Source organism: Archangium violaceum Cb vi76, from assembly GCF_000733295.1.
Classification (GTDB): domain Bacteria; phylum Myxococcota; class Myxococcia; order Myxococcales; family Myxococcaceae; genus Archangium; species Archangium violaceum.
Genome location: NZ_JPMI01000079.1, coordinates 152,786 through 169,539 on the forward strand (window position 1 = coordinate 152,786; position 16,754 = coordinate 169,539).

Annotated in this window: 12 protein-coding genes; 5 read left to right on the forward strand and 7 right to left on the reverse strand. The window is 67.6% G+C overall.

Annotated features, from left to right (window positions below):
- Window positions 1–2: 2 nt before the first annotated feature.
- Window positions 3–2,024, forward strand: a complete 2,022-nt coding sequence (locus Q664_RS52005; RefSeq protein ID WP_052518038.1) for a hybrid sensor histidine kinase/response regulator — start codon at window positions 3–5, stop codon at window positions 2,022–2,024.
- Here the strand turns inward: Q664_RS52005 and Q664_RS13255 are convergent.
- The 4 genes from Q664_RS13255 to Q664_RS13270 all read right to left on the reverse strand — a co-directional run bounded on the left by Q664_RS13255 (window position 2,021) and on the right by Q664_RS13270 (window position 5,841).
- Window positions 2,021–2,845: a DUF3396 domain-containing protein gene (locus Q664_RS13255; RefSeq protein WP_043394305.1), complete on the reverse strand. Its 825-nt coding sequence runs from the start codon at window positions 2,843–2,845 to the stop codon at window positions 2,021–2,023. The genes Q664_RS52005 and Q664_RS13255 overlap by 4 nt on opposite strands.
- Before the next feature lie 104 nt (window positions 2,846–2,949).
- Complete coding sequence (locus tag Q664_RS13260) at window positions 2,950–3,858, reverse strand: DUF3396 domain-containing protein (protein WP_052518040.1); 909 nt, start codon at window positions 3,856–3,858, stop codon at window positions 2,950–2,952.
- A complete protein-coding gene (locus tag Q664_RS13265) occupies window positions 3,855–4,661 on the reverse strand; it encodes a hypothetical protein (protein ID WP_152622073.1) in 807 nt (268 codons plus the stop codon). The genes Q664_RS13260 and Q664_RS13265 overlap by 4 nt, the downstream gene beginning before the upstream one ends.
- Window positions 4,662–4,815: 154 nt before the next feature.
- Window positions 4,816–5,841 (reverse strand): outer membrane protein assembly factor BamB family protein, encoded by a 1,026-nt coding sequence (locus tag Q664_RS13270; protein WP_235216679.1) that lies wholly within the window; start codon window positions 5,839–5,841, stop codon window positions 4,816–4,818.
- 96 nt (window positions 5,842–5,937) lie between these two features.
- Here Q664_RS13270 and add point away from each other — a divergent pair, with 96 nt between their 5' ends.
- Window positions 5,938–7,098: an adenosine deaminase gene (gene add, locus Q664_RS13275; RefSeq protein WP_043394238.1), complete on the forward strand. Its 1,161-nt coding sequence runs from the start codon at window positions 5,938–5,940 to the stop codon at window positions 7,096–7,098.
- Window positions 7,099–7,191: 93 nt separating this feature from the next.
- Here add and Q664_RS13280 read toward each other — a convergent pair whose 3' ends face one another.
- Window positions 7,192–9,042 (reverse strand): PAS domain-containing sensor histidine kinase, encoded by a 1,851-nt coding sequence (locus Q664_RS13280; protein ID WP_326938693.1) that lies wholly within the window; start codon window positions 9,040–9,042, stop codon window positions 7,192–7,194.
- Window positions 9,043–9,253: 211 nt separating this feature from the next.
- Window positions 9,254–11,992: a PAS domain-containing sensor histidine kinase gene (locus Q664_RS52010; protein ID WP_235216680.1), complete on the reverse strand. Its 2,739-nt coding sequence runs from the start codon at window positions 11,990–11,992 to the stop codon at window positions 9,254–9,256.
- Window positions 11,993–12,227: 235 nt separating this feature from the next.
- On the opposite strand from Q664_RS52010, the gene Q664_RS13290 reads away from it, so the two are divergent.
- Window positions 12,228–13,652, forward strand: a complete 1,425-nt coding sequence (locus tag Q664_RS13290; protein ID WP_043394240.1) for an RtcB family protein — start codon at window positions 12,228–12,230, stop codon at window positions 13,650–13,652.
- A 136-nt stretch (window positions 13,653–13,788) separates the two neighbouring features.
- Window positions 13,789–14,280 (forward strand): hypothetical protein, encoded by a 492-nt coding sequence (locus tag Q664_RS13295; protein WP_052518043.1) that lies wholly within the window; start codon window positions 13,789–13,791, stop codon window positions 14,278–14,280.
- Between the two features lie 31 nt (window positions 14,281–14,311).
- On the opposite strand, the gene glgC is transcribed toward Q664_RS13295, so the two are convergent.
- Window positions 14,312–15,541 (reverse strand): glucose-1-phosphate adenylyltransferase, encoded by a 1,230-nt coding sequence (gene glgC / locus Q664_RS13300; protein WP_043394241.1) that lies wholly within the window; start codon window positions 15,539–15,541, stop codon window positions 14,312–14,314.
- Window positions 15,542–15,673: 132 nt separating this feature from the next.
- Here glgC and Q664_RS13305 point away from each other — a divergent pair, with 132 nt between their 5' ends.
- On the forward strand, window positions 15,674–16,558 hold the full coding sequence (locus tag Q664_RS13305; RefSeq protein ID WP_043394243.1) for a GGDEF domain-containing protein: 885 nt from the start codon (window positions 15,674–15,676) through the stop codon (window positions 16,556–16,558).
- The last annotated feature ends 196 nt before the right edge of the window (window positions 16,559–16,754 follow it).

A 16,754-nucleotide genomic window follows, 5' to 3' on the forward strand; every position in this document is an offset into this window, starting at 1 on the left:
CGATGACGGCGCCCACCCGTACGCTCCTGTTGGTGGACGACAGCCCCGAGGACAGGAGTACCTGGGCGGCGTTCCTCTGCGAGGACAAGGACTGCACCTACATCTTCCTCGAGGCGGAGGACGCGGAGGAGGGGCTGGCGCTCTGTCATTCACACCGCGTGGACTGCCTCGTGCTGGACTACGAGCTGCCGCAGATGGATGGCGTGAGCCTGTTGCGGCGGCTGCGGGTGGAGCTCGGTGAGGAGGCTCCTCCGGTGGTGATGGTGACGGGGCGCGGCAGCGAGCAGGTGGCGGTGGCGGCGATGAAGGCGGGCGCCGCGGACTACCTGGTCAAGTCGGACATCACCCCGGCGAGCCTCTACCGGGCGGCGCAAAACGCCATGGAGAGGGCCTCGCTCGAGCGTGGCCGCCGTGAAGCGGAGCGGGCGCGGGACGCCCTTCTGGCGCGCGAGCGGCAGGCGCGGGCCGAGGTCGAGGGCCTCATGCGGGAGCGTGAGCGGCTGTTGGACCTGGCGAACCGGCACACCGCCGAGCTGGAGGCCATCTTCCAGAGCATGGCGGAAGCCCTGTACGTGGGTTACGCCGGCGGCATCACGCGCGCCAATCAGCCGGCGCTCTCCCAGTTGGGTTACTCCCGCCTGGAGGAGCTCAACCGGAACATCGCCACGCTGGCGAGTGAGATCCGCACCCGGCGCGCCGACACCGGAGAGATCATTCCGGCCGAGGACCAGGCCTTCACCCACGCCCTCCAGGGCAGGGCGGACGTGCAGGAGGTGGTGGTGCGCCACCTGCTCACGGGACAGGACCGGATCGTCCGCTCCTCGTGCGCCCCCGTGCGCGTCGATGGCGAGGTGGTGGCGGCCGTCGCCATCAACACCGACATCACCGAGCAGAAGATGGCCGAAGCGGAGCGCGCGCGGCTGACGCACGAGGTCCAGGCCCAGCGGGCCCTCTTCGATGCCGTGCTCCAGCAGATGCCCTCGGGCGTCATCGTGGTGGAGCCCTCCGGGAAGCTGGTGCTGGCCAACGCGCGGGTGGAGGAGATCCTGCGCTTCCCCTTCCGGAGCGCGCGAAACATGAGCGAGGCCAGCGCGGCCTACCAGGTCTTCCATCTGGACGGCAGTCCCTCTGGTCCGGACGAGCAACCCCTGGCCCGAAGCCTCCGCTCGGGCGAGGTGGTGGTGGGCGAGGAGGCGGAGGTCGTGCGCGGGGACGGCAGCCGCATCACGCTCAGCGTCTCCTCCAGCCCGGTGAACGATGAGCGGGGGCGGCGGGTGGCGGCGGTCGGCATCTTCCTGGACGTGACGCAGCGCAAGCGCGACGAGGCCGAGCTTCGGCGGCGGACGGAGTTCGAGCAGCAGCTCATCGGAATTGTCTCCCATGACTTGCGCAACCCCATCTCCGCCATCCTCCTTGGCGCGCAACTCATCCTGCGGCAGGAGGAGCTGGGGGATCGCCTGAGGGTCGCGGTCTCCCGCATCCAGGGCTCGGCCGAGCGTGGCGTCCGCATGGTGAGGGATCTGCTGGACTTCACCCAGGCACGGCTCGGGGGCGGTATCCGCATCGTGCCCTCCACGTTCGACCTGCATGCCCTCACGCTCCAGGTGATGGACGAGGTACGGATGAGCCATCCCGAGCGGGACTTCCAGGTGCGCCAGGAAGGGGATGCGCGAGGCGACTGGGACCCGGATCGCCTGGCCCAGGTGCTCACCAACCTGACGTCCAACGCGGCGAAGTACAGCCCCGCGGGGACCCAGGTTTCGGTGGTGACGCGAGGCGAGGGCGAATGGGTCACGCTGGAAGTCCACAACGAGGGGACGCCCATCCCGCCGGAGCTGCGCCAGCGTCTCTTCGAGCCCATGCAGCGGGGAGGCGCCGACGTGGACCGGGCGGGCCGCAGCATCGGCCTGGGTCTCTACATCGTGGACAGCATCGTCCGGGCCCACGGCGGCACCATCGACGTGCGGTCCAGCGCGGCCGAGGGCACCACCTTCACGGTGCGGCTGCCGCGTCAGCCTCCCTAGTCGAGGAACCGCCGCTCCCAGCGGCGCGTGTCCTCCATGCTCTGCACGGTGTGGATCTTCGGCTCATGGTAGAGCCAGGGTTCCAGCACGTGCGCCAGTTCCCGGTAGGCGGGCAGGATGTTGCCCTGTTCGGTGTCGCCCGCTTCGGGCCAGGGGCCCAGGGAAACAACGGCCCTTTCTCCTGCCATCTCCTGGACGGTGGTTTCTGGATGTCTCAATAGAGCGCGCAGCCCGGACACGCCACCCAACTCTCCGAGCACGGGCTGTCCGAGGAAGGTCAGCCAGGAGGGGCCCCGCACCTGGGTTCCGATGTGAAACGTGTCCCAATCGATGTTGGGAACATCCATGCCTGGGTAGCGGAAGCGCAGCTTGTGGATTTCACTCCGCGCTCCCGCGAGGCTGGTATCGCAGTTGAAGGAGAGACCGGCATTGCCAGTGCAGAAGGGCAGGGGCGTGGCCAGTTCCATGGCGAGCTCGTGTACCCGCCCCGGGCCATGTTCCTCGAAGTATTCGGTGGGGAGCCAGAAGGAGACCGCCGAGACGGCACCTGGATGTCTCTTGAGAAGAGCTCCTTCCAGAATCCTGCCCTGGTAGCTGAAGCGGTAGCTCTGCTGATCGTTCGACGCACCCGACAGCTCGATCATGGCCATCTGCGGGCTTTGCATGGTGCGATGGATGACGTCCCATCCCGCGGCATCGAGGGGCTGCCAGAGGCCCTCGTCATCCGCCTGCACGCTGAGTGCATCTGGACCAATCGCGCGCAGGTATGTCTCCAACGATTGATGGACGGCTTGCGAGATGGCCGCATGGGAATGGCGCATGAAGAATGTCAGCGTCAGTCCATCCCTGATCAACAAATGTCCATCCCTGGCATGGATGCGTATCCTCGGGAAGTGTTCATTCATTGGAGATTGCAAAGTCCACTTCAATCAAGGAACCGTCGCTCCCAGCGGCGCGTGTCTTCCATACTCTGCACGGTGTGGATCTTCGGCTCATGGTAGAGCCAGGGTTCCAGCACGTGCGCCAGTTCGCGGTAGGCGGGCAGGACATTTCCCTGCTCGGTGTCGCCCGCCTCGGGCCAGGGACCCAGGGAGACAACGGCCCTCTCTCCTTCCATCTCCTGGACGGTGGTTTCCGGATGTCGCAACCGGGCGCGCAGCCCGGACGCGCCGCCCAACTCTCCCAGCACGGGCTGCCCGAGGAAGGTCAGCCATGAAGGGCCTCGTACCTGAGTGCCGATGTGTAACGAGACCCAACTCGTGTCGGGAACATCCATGCCCGGGTAGCGGAAGCGGAGCTTGGGCGTGTCGCCCGACATATGTGCCGGGTTTGAGTCGTAGTTGAAGGAAAGACCGGCATTGCCGGTGCAGAAGGGCAGAGGCGAGGCCAGCTCCACGGCGAGAGCGCGTACCCGTTCCGGGCCATGTTCCTCGAGGTACTCGGTAGGTAGCCAGAAGGAGAGCGCGGAGACCGCGCCCGGCTCCCTCTTGAGGAAAGGTCTGTCCAATTCCCTGCCCTGATAAAAGAACCGATAGCGTTGCTCGTTGCTCGCTGCATTGGTCAGGGCAACATAGGCGGACTGGGGGTCGTTCAACTCCTGGCGGATGACCGCCCAACCGGCCTCGTCGAGCACTTGCCAGTGACCTTCTTCGTCGGCGTACAGCCCTGGTGCGTCTGGACCAACCGCACGCAGCCAGGTCTCGAGTGCGCAGGTAATCTCTCGTGAAATGTCTTTGTGGGAGCGGCGGATATAGAAGGTCAGGTTCAGCCCCTCTCTGACCAGGAGGTGTCCACTCTTGGAATGGATGCGGATTCTCGGGTAGTGCGTACTCATTCGAGCACTCCGATCCAGGGAATGATGCGCGCAACCCATGGCGCTATGTACCGTTCGTAAGCGGTCTTCTGGGTGTACTTCGCAAGTGGATGCCCCTTGGGATACCGCCCCCAGTCCGGCGGATTGCCGTTCTCCCCGCAGGGGAATTTGAAGTCGTAAGCGGCCCGCGCGTCGAGCGGATCTCCCTCATGAATGACGACGTCAGGCTTCAGGGTCCCCTTCAACTCTCCGCCATTTCCGGACTCCTCGAGTGCCCGCTCCTCTTCAGCGTTGACCAACTCTTTCTCTCCCGTCTCCAGGTCGATGATGCGGTAGCGCTGTTCCAAGCTGAACCCGCCTGGATGCACCTTGCCCAACCCCTCCTCGGCGCATTTCCGGGCGGCCTCATGCATCTCGATACCGAGGCGCATGGCCCAGGTGACTCGCCTGCCCTGGGACTTCGTTTCCTGCTTGCACTCCTCAGCGTCAGGAACAGGGCCTTTGAATTGCTTCGGATACCTCAGGAGGACTTCGGTGCGAGCCAGGTCAGCGCATTTCTCGAGTTCCTCCTCGATGGATTGCTTTGCTGCCTTGTCGAACACCACCTTCAGCACAGCCGTGGTGGACGCCATCTCCTTGCCGTAAAGCGCGATGCAGGCGGAGAGGCTGTTGCGACAGGTGGCCGAAGGGGAGTCGATGCCCACGGGCGCGTTGCTGTAGCCGTAGGAGCCCGGTGTGACGCGGGACGCGGGAGTGACGCACGCGCATTGCGTCATGAGCACGGCTAGCGCCAATACGTTCAGGCCAACAGCACGGGTGTGCACGCAGGACCTCGCAGTTCAAAACCCGGGCTCTATCGTGGCCCAGGTGTAGATATCTACACTTGGTGTAGGTAAAAGTAACACCTCAAGTGTAGATATCTACACCTGAGGTCCACCTCGGGCCGACGTGAAGAAAACCGCTCCAGGGCACCCGGGCTCACGACTTCGGCGGCTGGAGCCGCCACGAGAGCACCCGTCCATCCTGTCCCAGCACGAAAAGCTGATCCCCGAGCACCACGGGCCGGGTGAGCAGCGGCGTATCCAACCGCAGGGTGAACACGGGAGGCCCTTCGCGTGGCTTGAGCGCGAGCAACCAGCCCTGGCTGTCACGGGTGGGCACCAGCACCCACTCGCGGAACTCGACGATCTGCGTCACGAGCGGCGCGGGCAGGGCCAACCGGATGGCTTCCCTCCCGTCCTGGGGCGACAGGGCCAGCAGCAACTTGTCCTCCGTGCCCACCCAGACCATTCCCTGGGCCCATGCCGGGGGGCTCGAGAGCGCGGAGGCGGGCGTCCGCCGCCAGCGCACCTGCCCGTTGGCCAGCCCGAGCGCGAGCACCTCGCCCTTCTGGGTGGAGACGTACAGCACCTCCCCTTGTGCCTCCATCCCGAGCACCCGCGCCAGCGGCTGCCGCCAGCGCACGGTGCCGTCCTGGGGCGACAGCGCGAACAGCCCCGCGTCCCCGAGCGCCACCACCAGCAGCCCCCCGGCGAGCACCGGCGCGGGCTGGGGCCGGGTGCCATCCGGACGGGGGACACCCGACGGGAGGGGCCGGCGCCAGCGCACCTCGCCCGAGCCCACGGCGAGCGCTCTCACCGCCCCATCCGGGGCCACGACGTAGACGGAGCCCGCCTCCGAGACGAGCGGGGTGAGCACGGGTGGCTGCCCGGTGAGGCGCCAGCGCTCCGAGCCATCGGAGAGCGCGAGGCTGACGAGAGTCCCGCCAACCGTTCCCACGATGACAGTCTCCCCCGAGACCGCCGGGCGCGCGGCGACCTCCCGGCCCAGCTCCACGCGCCAGAGGGCCACTCCTTGGCGGTCCAGCCTCAGGAACCGTCCGGCCTCGTTGCCCACCAGGACGCCGTCCTCCAGGGCCACCAGCCCCGCACGGGACGGCGCGTCAGAGGAGAAGGTGAAGAGCGGGTCGGTGGGTTTCCGGCAGGCGGCCATCAGCGCCGCCATGGCGAGCAGTAAGACGAGGCGCTGAGGTCGGAGTGGCGGCATGGTTGAGGGAGGATCTTCAGGACCCTAGGATGGTTGGCAAGGAAGGAACCCGACATGGCTTCGATTCGCGACGACGAGCTCCCCAGCTCGACTGGTATCCCCTCATCCGCCCGCCGGGCCGACTGGGCCCCGCCCCCGGCCATTCCCGTCACCCTGGAGCTGCTCCAGGCGCTCCCCAAGACGGACCTGCACTGCCACCTCGATGGCTCCATGCGGCTCAAGACGATCCTCGAGCTGGCCGACCAGCAGAAGGTGAAGCTGCCCGCGGACACCGAGGACGGCCTGGCCAGGGCCATCCACATGGGCGAGGTGTGCAAGAACCTCGAGGACTACCTGGTGGCCTTCGACGTGACGCTCTCGGTGCTGCAGACGGCCGAGGCCCTCTACCGCTCGGCCTATGAGCTGGCGGTGGACGCGGCGGCCGAGAACGTGCGCTACCTCGAGGTGCGCTACTCGCCCGCCCTGCACCTGCAGAAGGGCCTGAAGATGACCACGGTCATCGACTCGGTGCTCGAGGGCCTGCGGGTGGCCAAGCGCGAGACGGGCATCAAATACGGCGTCATCATCTGCGGCATCCGCCACATCAACCCGCAGACGTCCATGCGGCTGGCGGAGCTGTCGGTGGCCTACAAGAACCGGGGGGTCATCGGCTTCGACCTGGCGGGCGCCGAGGCGAACTTCCCGGCCAAGGACCACAAGGACGCCTTCCAGCTCATCCTCAAGAACAACGTCAACTGCACGGCGCACGCGGGCGAGGCCTTCGGGCCCGAGTCCATCTCCCAGGCCATCCACTACCTGGGCGCGCACCGCATCGGCCACGGCACGCGGCTGCGCGAGGATGGGGATCTGCTCAACTACGTGAACGATCACCGCATCCCCCTGGAGGTGTGCCCCACCTCCAACGTGCAGACGGGGGCGGTGCCGAGCCTGGATGCGCACCCGCTCAAGTTCTACTTCGACTACGGCCTGCGCGTGACGATCAACACCGACAACCGCCTCATCACCGACACCACGGTGACGAAGGAGCTGTGGGTGGCGCACAAGGAGCTGGGGCTGTCGCTGGAGGACCTGACCACCATCCTCGTGTCCGGTTTCAAGAGCGCCTTCCTGCCGTTCCGCGAGAAGCAGGATCTGCTGCGCCTGGTGAACGAGGAGATCGCCCGGACGCTGGCGGCCTTCGAGAAGCGGCCCCAGGTGGTGAAGCAGCCGGCCTGAGCCGGGAAGGACGCCATGGACCTGGAGCTCGGTGGGAAGGTGGTGCTGGTGACGGGCGGCTGCCGAGGGCCGGGTACGTGACGGGCACGGCCCTCAACGTGGATGGAGGGCTGTCTCCGGCGGTGTAGCGGACGCCTCGTCCTCCAGCACCGGGAGGGTGAAGTGGAACGTGGAGCCGTGGCCCACCTCGCTCTCCACCCAGATGCGGCCGCCGTGGCGCTCGACGATGTCGCGGCAGATGTAGAGGCCGAGCCCCAGTCCTCCGAAGCCCGAGATGGGGGCGTTGCGCGCCCGGAAGAAGCGCTCGAAGAGGTGATCCTTCTGATCCGGGGGGATGCCGATGCCCGAGTCCGACACCGAGACGAGGGCCTGGGCCCCGTTCCGCTCCACGCGCACGCGGATGGTGCCGCCCGTGGGGCTGTACTTGAGGGCGTTCTCCAGCAGGTTCACCAGCACCTGCGCGAGCCGGCCGCGATCGCCCTGGATGAGGAGCGGCTCGGCGGGCTCCTCGTACTCCAGCGAGCGGTGGGGGCTGACCGCGCGCAGGTCCGCCAGCACCTCGTGGGTGAGCTCCCGGAGGGACACGGGCTCGTGCCGCAGCTCCAGCCGTCCGGCCTGGATGCGCGAGGTGTCCAGCAGATCGTTGATGAGTCCGGAGAGCCGCGCCACCTGGGTGAGCGCCTTGTCCACGTGCTGGGCCGGGACGGGCTGTCCGGAGGCCATCCGGTGTTTCAGCACCTGCAGGTGCAGCTTGAGGGGGGTGAGTGGCGTCTTCAGCTCGTGGGAGGCGATGGACAGGAAGTCATCCCTCACGCGGATGGCCTCGCGGGCCTCGCGCAGCAACCGCTCGCTCTCCGCCTGGGCGCGGCGCTCCACCGTCACGTCCCGGTACGTCCAGACGCGGCCGACGACGGTGTCTCCCAACCGCTGGGGGCGTGAGTAGCGCTCGATGACACGTCCGTCCCGGAGCACCAGGACGTCGACCCCCTCTTGATCGGGACTCGCCAGCAGTTGCTGGGTGCGCGAGTGGACCTGCTCCGCGTTCTCCAGCTGGGCGCGCATGTGCTCGCTCAGCACCTGGCCATCGCGGCCTTCCAGCATGGCGTCGGGGATGTTCCACAGCTTCTGGAACCTCCCGTTGACGGCGGTGACGCGCCAGTCCTGGGTGAGGACGATGATGCCATCCGCCGTCGAGTCCAGGGTGGCGCGCAGCAGCGAGACGGTCTGCTCCAGGTCCTCCCGGGCCCGGCGCTGCGCGGTGACGTCCACCATGATGCCCCGGAGCTGGCGGGGGACGCCGTTCTCGGAGACGACGGTGACGATGTCCCTCAGCCACACGCTGGTGCCGTTGGCCGCCACCATCCGGTACTCGAACTCGTGGGCCCTGCACTCCTTGGCGGACTTCATGCAATAGGCGGAGGCCCAGTCCCTGTCGTCGGGGTGGAGGTGCTTCAGCCAGAAGCCCGGCTCCTCCAGCCATTGGTGGATGGGGTAACCCAGGATGCGCTCGGCCTGCTTGCTGACGAAGGTGAAGCGGAAGTTCGCGTCCGTCTCCCAGACGATGCCGTCGATGGCGTCGATGAGCTCCTCGTGCATGCGCTGGGTGCGGGTGATCTCCTGGAGCATCTCGTCGATGCTCGGGGCGGTGTGCTTCACCCCCTCGGGCGGGGGCGGGGGAGTGAGGACCCGGACGGTGCCGATGAGCTCTCCGGTCCCATCCGGTGAGGGCTCGACGGCGCTTAGCTCCACGGCCAGGCGGACGGGCCTTCCCTCGGCCGAGCGTGCCCGGAGCTCGAGGGTCCGGGGCTCTCCCGTCCTGGCCACCGCTCCCCAGGCCTCCAGCAGTCCGTCGAGCTCCTCCGGGTGCACGAGCTGGGAGACGAAGCCCCGCGACTTCCACGCCTCCAGGGGGTGACCGAGGGCCTGGACGAGGGAGGGACTCACCCAGCGGAATCGCGGTGGGAGGCCTCCCCCCAGCCAGATCAGCGGGGAGGGATCCGCCACAGGGGCCGGCTCCGGATGCTCCTCACTGCTCTGGGGGGGGGCCATGGCTCTCCTTTTTCTTCTTCGTAAGCGTAGCGCGGGAGGCGGCTGGACATGGCATTCAACACCGGTGGAGCCCCAATCACCTGGGGCTTCCTCGCTGAGCGCCCTGTCAGGCGTGGCCGCGGAGGGGCGGGGCTGGCTCCACGGGCAGGGTGAAGCGGAAGGTGGTGCCCAGGCCGTTCTGGCTCTCGGCCCAGATGCGGCCGCCGTGGCGCTCGACGAGGTGCCGGCAGATGTAGAGCCCGAGTCCCAACCCGCCAAAGCCCGAGATGGGGGCGTTGCGGGCCCGGAAGAAACGCTCGAAGAGGTGCGCCTGCTGGTCCGCCGGGATGCCGATTCCGTGGTCCGAGACGGAGACGACGGCCTCCGCTCCGTTCCGGGTGAGCGTGACGCGAATCGGTCCCTTCAGGGGGCTGTACTTGCGCGCGTTCTCCAGCAGGTGGCTCAGCACCTGCACCAGCCGCTCCCGGTCCCCCTGGATGACGAGCGCCTCCGTGCACTGCTCCTCGTACTCCAGCGGGTGCTGGAGACTGGCGGGGCGGAAGGCCTCCAGGGCTTCGTGGATGACCTCCTGGAGCGGCAGGGGCTCGCGCTCCAGCTCCAGCCTCCCCGCCTCGAGTTGCGAGGCGTCCAGCATGTCGGAGATCAACCCGGAGAGCCGCTCCACCTGGACGAGCGCCTTGTCCGCGAAGTCGGGCGGGAGGGGTTGTCCGGAGGCGCGCTTCTTCTGGAGACGTTGCAGGTGGAGCCGGAGGGGGGTGAGGGGCGTCTTCAGCTCGTGCGAGGCGACGCAGAGGAAGTCATCCCGGGTCCGAATGGCCTCCTGGGCCTCGTGGAGCAGCCGCTCCCGCTCCAACTGGGCGCGGTGCTCCGCCGTGACCTCGACGACCACGGCACCCACGCCCACGAGCCTCCCGCTCGTCGTGCGGACGGGGTAGTAGCTGACGCGCCAGTGACGCAACTGGCCCGGGGTGGCCGGGACCTCGAGTGTCATGCCGAGCCCGATGAGGGGCTTGCCGGTGGCCAGGACCTGGCGCATGAGGGGATCGACATGGGCCGCGATATGGGGCGCGAGGTCGCGCAGCGCCTGGCCCAGATCCTGCTCCCGGGTGTTGCCGTGGAGCGTGGCCAGGGCGTCGTTGAGCTGGATGAAGCGCAGGTTCCGGTCGAGGAAGGCCAGTCCGATGGGCGCGTTGTTCAGGAAGGTGTCGAGCACGGCGAGTGACTCCTCCAGCTGCGCGCGTACGCGTCTCTCGGCCACGAACAGCCGCTCCTGCTCCGCTTTGGCGAGGCGCTCCTCCGTGACGTCCCGGTAGCTCCAGATGCGGCCGATGATGGTGCCGCCCATCCGTTGGGGCATCGTGGTGCGCTCGAGGATGCGCCCGTCGCGGAGCTCGACGGTGTCCACGGACTCCCTGTCGGAGAGCACGAACTCCTCCCGGAGCTGCGAGATGAACCGCTCCGGCTCCTGGACCAGGGGGGCCGCGGCGGTGACCGCTTCCAGGGCATCCAGGTTCTCCAGCCGCACGGTATCGGAGAACCGCCAGAGCCGTTGGAAGCGCTGGTTGAAGGTGGTGATCCTCCGGTCGCTGCCCACCACGATGACGCCATCGGCGATGGAGTCGAACGTGGCGCGCAGCAGCGACACCGTCTGCTCCAGCTTCTCCTGGGCCCGGCGCTCCTCCGTCACGTCGCGGTAGCTCCAGACGCGGCCGATGATGGTGTTGCCCATCCATTGGGGCCGTGTGGTGCGCTCGAGGGTTCTCCCGTTGGCGAGCTCGACGGTGTCGGCGTCCTCCAGGTCGGGGATCGCGTACACCTCGCGGATCCGCGCGGCGAAGCGCTCCGGGTCCTTGACCAGGTGGAGCGCGGCCGCGAGGGGTTTTTCGGTATTCGTTCCAGCCTCCAGAACCTCATCGGGGAGCTGCCAGAGCTGCTGGAAGCGCTTGTTGAAGGCGGTGATGCGCATGTTCCTGTCCACCACGACGACGCCATCGGCGATGGAATCGAACGTGGCGCGCAGCACCGAGGCCGTCTGCTCCAGCTTCTCCCGGGCCAGGCGCTGCTCGGTGACATCCACCATGATGCCGCGCAGCTTCAGGGGCCGCTCTTCCTCGGAGAGCACGGTGACGATGGACCGCAGCCACACGACACGTCCATCCGCGGCCAGCATGCGGTACTCGAACTCGTAGGGCCTGTGCTCCCGGCTCGCCTTCATGCAGTAGGCCTGGGCCCACTCGCGGTCCTCGGGATGGACGTGCTTCTTCCAGAAGTCCGGGTCCTGGATCCATTGGCGGGGGGGATGGCCGAGCAGCCGTTCCGATTGCTTGTTGACGAAGGTGAAGCGGAAGTTCACATCCGCTTCCCAGACGATGCCGTCGATGGTGTTGATCAGATCCTCGTACTGCCGCTGGGTCCGGGTGAGCTCCTGCTCCAGGAGCGCCTGGTGCGCTGGCCCGGGCTTCATGGGTGCTCGTTCGCTCAGGCGGGCGCATGCTCCCAGGCACTGGCCCTCGTTTCCGAAGACGGGGAGCACCAGGGCGCGCATCCACCGCTCCCGCTCGCCGCCCTCGCTGACCGCCTCCGTGCCGGAGAGGGCCTTATGCAGGGCGTCCACGAGCCACGGGAAGAGCTGGAGTACCTCTTCCAGGGGCCGTCCCTCGGGTGGCACGCCATCTCCCCACCCGGCGGCAACGGCCAGCCTGCTGTCGATGCGGCCAATCTGGCCCTGGGCATCGACCACCAACGTGGCATGGAGGCTCTCGCCTACCTGGAGGAGCAACTCGGGGAAGGAGCGCACGGATGCCTCCAGCCTCGCGTCGCATCCATGCCCGTCGACCGTCGCCATGGGCTCCTCCGCTCGCATCAAATCTGCAACACCCTGAGTACTTTACAAAGTCGGCTCCTCCCCTGCCTGTCCGGCCCGGCGGCCACGGCTCGTGTCAGGCGTGCGCGGACCGTGGCGTCGCTGGGGACGGTGGACGCTCCGGCGTGCACGACCGCGGCTGCTGACCCGAGGTCTCGAATCCATTCGCACAGGTCCCCCGTGCCCTTCCGGGCGCGGGCCAGATTCCGAGAAGGTCATGCAGCCGAAATTGAACCGGCTCCTGCGGGCACTCGCCCGTGAGGGGCTCGATGTGACGTACGACGGTCGTGTCTACTCCGTGCGCCTCCAGGGCGATTCCCACGCGCCGCCCGCCGAGGTGCTCCTCCCACCCGAACTGCCCGTGGAGGGCAAGGCCTTCCAGCAACTGGCCGCGCTCGCGGCGTTGAAGCACCCGGGCGGTGGCCGGGTGAAGCGCGTGCGCGCCACGCCGGACTTCCACCCGGGTGACTCCGGCGTGGCCATCGGCTCGGTGGTGCACACGGAGGGCCTGGTGGTGCCCGGCGCGGTGGGCACCGACATCAACTGCGGCATGCGCCTGCATGTCGCGGACCTGCCCGTGGAGACCTTCCTCGCCCGCCGGGACACCTTCGTCGAGCGGATGAAGGGCCACTACTTCTTCGGCACGCGGGACGTGGCGCTGGGCTCGCGCGCGGTGGAGGCGCTGCTGCGCGATGGCCTGCCGGGCTGGCTGCTGGAGACGATGGAGGCGCCGCTGGGCGTGGTGGCCCGGGCGGACCTGGGGCAGCTCGACCGGGAGTCGGCGCGGGTGTACCTGGGCGGGGCGCTGGAGGGAGACCCGGCGTGGGCGCCCACGGGGCTGCGCCGGGAGGGTGTGGTGCGCGACCCGGGCCTGGCCACCATTGGTGGGGGCAACCACTTCGTGGAGGTGCAGCGGGTGGAGGCGGTGATGGACCGGGCGCGGGCGTGGGAGTGGGGCGTGCGCGAGGGACAGCTCGCGTTCATGATCCACTCGGGCTCGCGGGACATGGGCAGGCACGTGGGGAACACGTGGCGGGAGCGGACGCGGGCGGCGTGGCCGGTGGGGGCCCCCCTGCCGGAGAGCGGGATTCTGCCGCTGGTGGAGCCGGCGCAGGTGCGCGAGTACCTGCGGGCCGAGGCCACGGCGGCCAACTACGCCTTCCTCAACCGGCTGCTGCTGGCGGAGCTGCTGAGGCAGACGCTGCGGGAGCTGTTCGGGGACGTGGAGGCGCCGCTCGTCTACGACGTGCCGCACAACATCACCCTGCCGTGGGAGGGCGGGTGGCTGGCGCGCAAGGGGGCGTGCCCGGCGGAGGCGGAGCAGCCGGTCATCATCCCCGGCTCCATGGGGGCGGCGTCCTACCTGATGGTGGGGCAGGGCAACGCGGAGGCGCTGGCGTCGGCGTCGCATGGAGCGGGGCGGGCGCGCTCGCGCTTCTCCATGGCACGGGGCGGGGCGGACCGGCGGGAGGAGGCGCTGGGCCTCACGGGGGTGGACTGCATCACCCTCCGGGCCGAGCGCCGCATCGAGGAGGCGCCGGCGGCCTACAAGCCCATTGGCCCGGTGGTGGCCTCGCAGGTGGAGGCGGGCCTCGTCCGGGAGGTGGCGCGGATGGCTCCGCTGATGACTTTCAAGGCCTGAGAATTCCCTGGGCTTCTCGCAGGGGGAGCGTCAATTCCCTGGCGCTCCCCCCCCGCCACCGGGTGGAATCGGCGGGCGTGTGGGCCGCCCGGCCCACGGAAACATGACCCCCGAGAGGGGGAGGGGAAACACACACATGGACCACTTTCCGGACAACCCGGCGGGAATGCCGGGGCCTGGGCCCGACAAGGCGCTGCGGGACGCCGTGACCCTTCCGGCCTACCTGTTGATGGGGACGGGGGCCCTGACCGTCCTCTTCTGGGTGTTCAACCTGCTGTCGTCGGTCGTCGGAGCCGGGGCGGGCCAGGAGGGGCTGCCGCCTGAGTTCTACAACGACCCGAACCTGCAGCAGTACCGGGAACTCGCCGAGCAGGTGCTGTCCCTCCAGTCCGAGGGCCCGAGCGTCATCGGCATCCTCTACAGCCTGGTGGGGGTGGGGCTGGGGGCGCTCATCGCCTTTGGCGGCCTGCAGATGACGAAGTTCAGGATGTACGGCGTGGCGATCGCCGCCTCCATCATCGCGATGGTGCCGTGCTTCTCCTGCTGCTGCTGCGTCATCGGCCTGCCGGTGGGCATCTGGTCCCTGGTGGTGCTGACCCGGCAGGAGGTGAAGGCCGCCTTCCGCTGAGGCGGCCTTCCAGAGGGGGCCGGGCGGAGGCTCAGGCCACCTTCATGCCCTTGGGGATGACCACCACGCCGCCGGAGGTGACGTGGAAGCGGCGACGGTCCTCGTCCAGGTCGTAGCCGATGGTCATCCCCGGGGGGATTTCCACGTTCTTGTCGATGATGGCGCGGCGGATGCGGCAGCGCCGGCCGATGGTGACGTTCTCGAAGAGGATGGAGTCCTGGACCTCGGAGAACGAGTTGACGCGCACCTTGGGCGAGAGCACCGAGCGGTTCACGTGGCCGCCGGAGATGATGCACCCCTCGCTCACGAGCGAGTCGGTGGAGTGACCCACGCGGTGGTTCTCCCGGTCGGCGAAGACGAACTTGGCCGGGGGGAAGTTGTTGGGCTGGGTGTAGATGGGCCAGCGGTCGTTGTAGAGGTTGAAGACGGGGTTCACCTCCACCAGGTCCATGTTGGACTGGTAGTAGGTGTCGATGTTCCCCACATCCCGCCAGTAGCCGCGCTCCTTCTCCTCCTGGCCGGCGATGACGTTCTGGGCGAAGTCGTACACGTAGACCGGCTCGCGCTTGTACAGCTCGCTGATGATGGACTTGCCGAAGTCATGGGCGCTGCCCTCGTCGGCGGCGTCGCGCACCACCTCCTTCACCAGCTGCTCGGTGGAGAAGAGGTAGTTGCCCATGGAGGCCAGGCAGTACTTGGGGTTGCCGGGCATGGGTGGGGGGTTCTTGGGCTTCTCCACGAAGTCCTTCATCCTCCCGTCCGCGTCCACGTCGATGATGCCGAACTCCTTGCCCTCCTCGATGGGGACGGGGATGGCGGCCACCGTGCAGGCGGCCTTCCGGGAGGTGTGGAAGTCCAGCATCTGCTGGCAATCCATCCGGTAGACGTGGTCGGCGCCGAAGACGAAGATGTAGTCCGGCTCCTCGTCGGTGATGATGTTGAGGTTCTGGTAGATGGCGTCGACGCTGCCCTTGTACCAGTCCATGCCGGTCCGCATCTGGGCCGGTACGGTTTCCACGTAGTGTCCGAGGAAGGCCGACATCCTCCAGGCCCGGGACAGGTGCTTGTTGAGCGAGTCGCTCTTGTACTGGGTGAGCACCTTCATCCGGTAGATGCCGGAGTTGGCGAAGTTGGACAGCACGAAGTCGATGATGCGGTAGCGCCCGCCGAAGGGCACCGCGGGCTTGGCGCGTTCACGAGTGAGGGGTTCCAGCCGGGTTCCGGCGCCCCCTGCGAGGATCATTGCCAGCAGTTTGGCCATATGACCGGGCACGTTACCCGGGGTTTGGGGCCCTTCAAGGCCGCCGGAGGGGCACCGTTGAGTATCCAAACCGGGGGGCAGGCATGGCCCTCGTGGCTTCCACCCGCCCAGCCGTGCTATGTCTTCTAATCGATGGCTGGCGACGAAACCCGAGTAACCAAGATCTCCTCGATCAAGGAACTGGCGACCCCCGTCGAGGCTGAATGCTGCATCGTTCAGATCCACGGGCCGGAGCTCGGCAAGAAGTACGCGCTCCAGGAAACCGAGTTCACCATCGGGCGGGAAGAGGGCAACCACATCGTGGTGGACCTCGACAACGTGTCGCGCAGGCACGCCATGATCATCCGCAAGCAGGGGCGGATGCTCGTGAAGGACCTGGGCTCCACCAACGGCACCTACCTGAACGATCAAGAGGTGACGCAGGAGACGGTGCTGCGCAGCGGCGATCTCATCAAGGTGGGAGGCTCCATCTTCAAGTTCCTCACCGGTGACAACGTGGAGTTGCAGTACCACGAGACCATCTACACGCTGACGATCGTGGATGGGCTCACCGGGGTGAACAACAAGCGTTACTTCCTCGAGTACCTGGAGAGGGAGATGGGGAGGTGCCACCGGTACGGGCGCCCCCTGACGCTGATGATGTTCGACATCGACTTCTTCAAGAAGATCAACGACGTGCACGGGCACCTGGCGGGTGACTACGTGCTGCGCGAGCTGTCGCAGACCATCAAGCGGATGGTGCGCAAGGAGCAGTGCTTCGCGCGCTACGGCGGCGAGGAGTTCGCGCTGGTGGTGCCCGAGGACGGGCTGGAGAAGGCGCGCATCTTCGCGGAGAAGATCCGTCAGACGATCGAGAAGAAGCAGTTCGTCTTCGAGAACCAGGAGATTCCGGTCACCCTGTCGCTGGGGGTGGCGGACATGACGCCGGACATGGTGGAGCCGCTGCAGTTCATCAAGGTGGCGGACGCCAACCTGTACAAGGCGAAGAAGACGGGCCGGAACCGGGTGGTCTGGTAACAGCGGAAAGCCTCCGTCAGCGGAAGGCCGCCGTCAGCAGAAGGCCGTCGTCAGCAGAAGGCCGCCGTCAGCACTCCTTGCCCAACATCCCCTCTCCCCTCGGGAGAGGGTCGGGGTGAGGGTGCCTGTCCCTGTTCTTCAACCCGTGAACCGGACTGGGGGCACGGGTTCCAACCCAAGTCCACCCGATACCNCC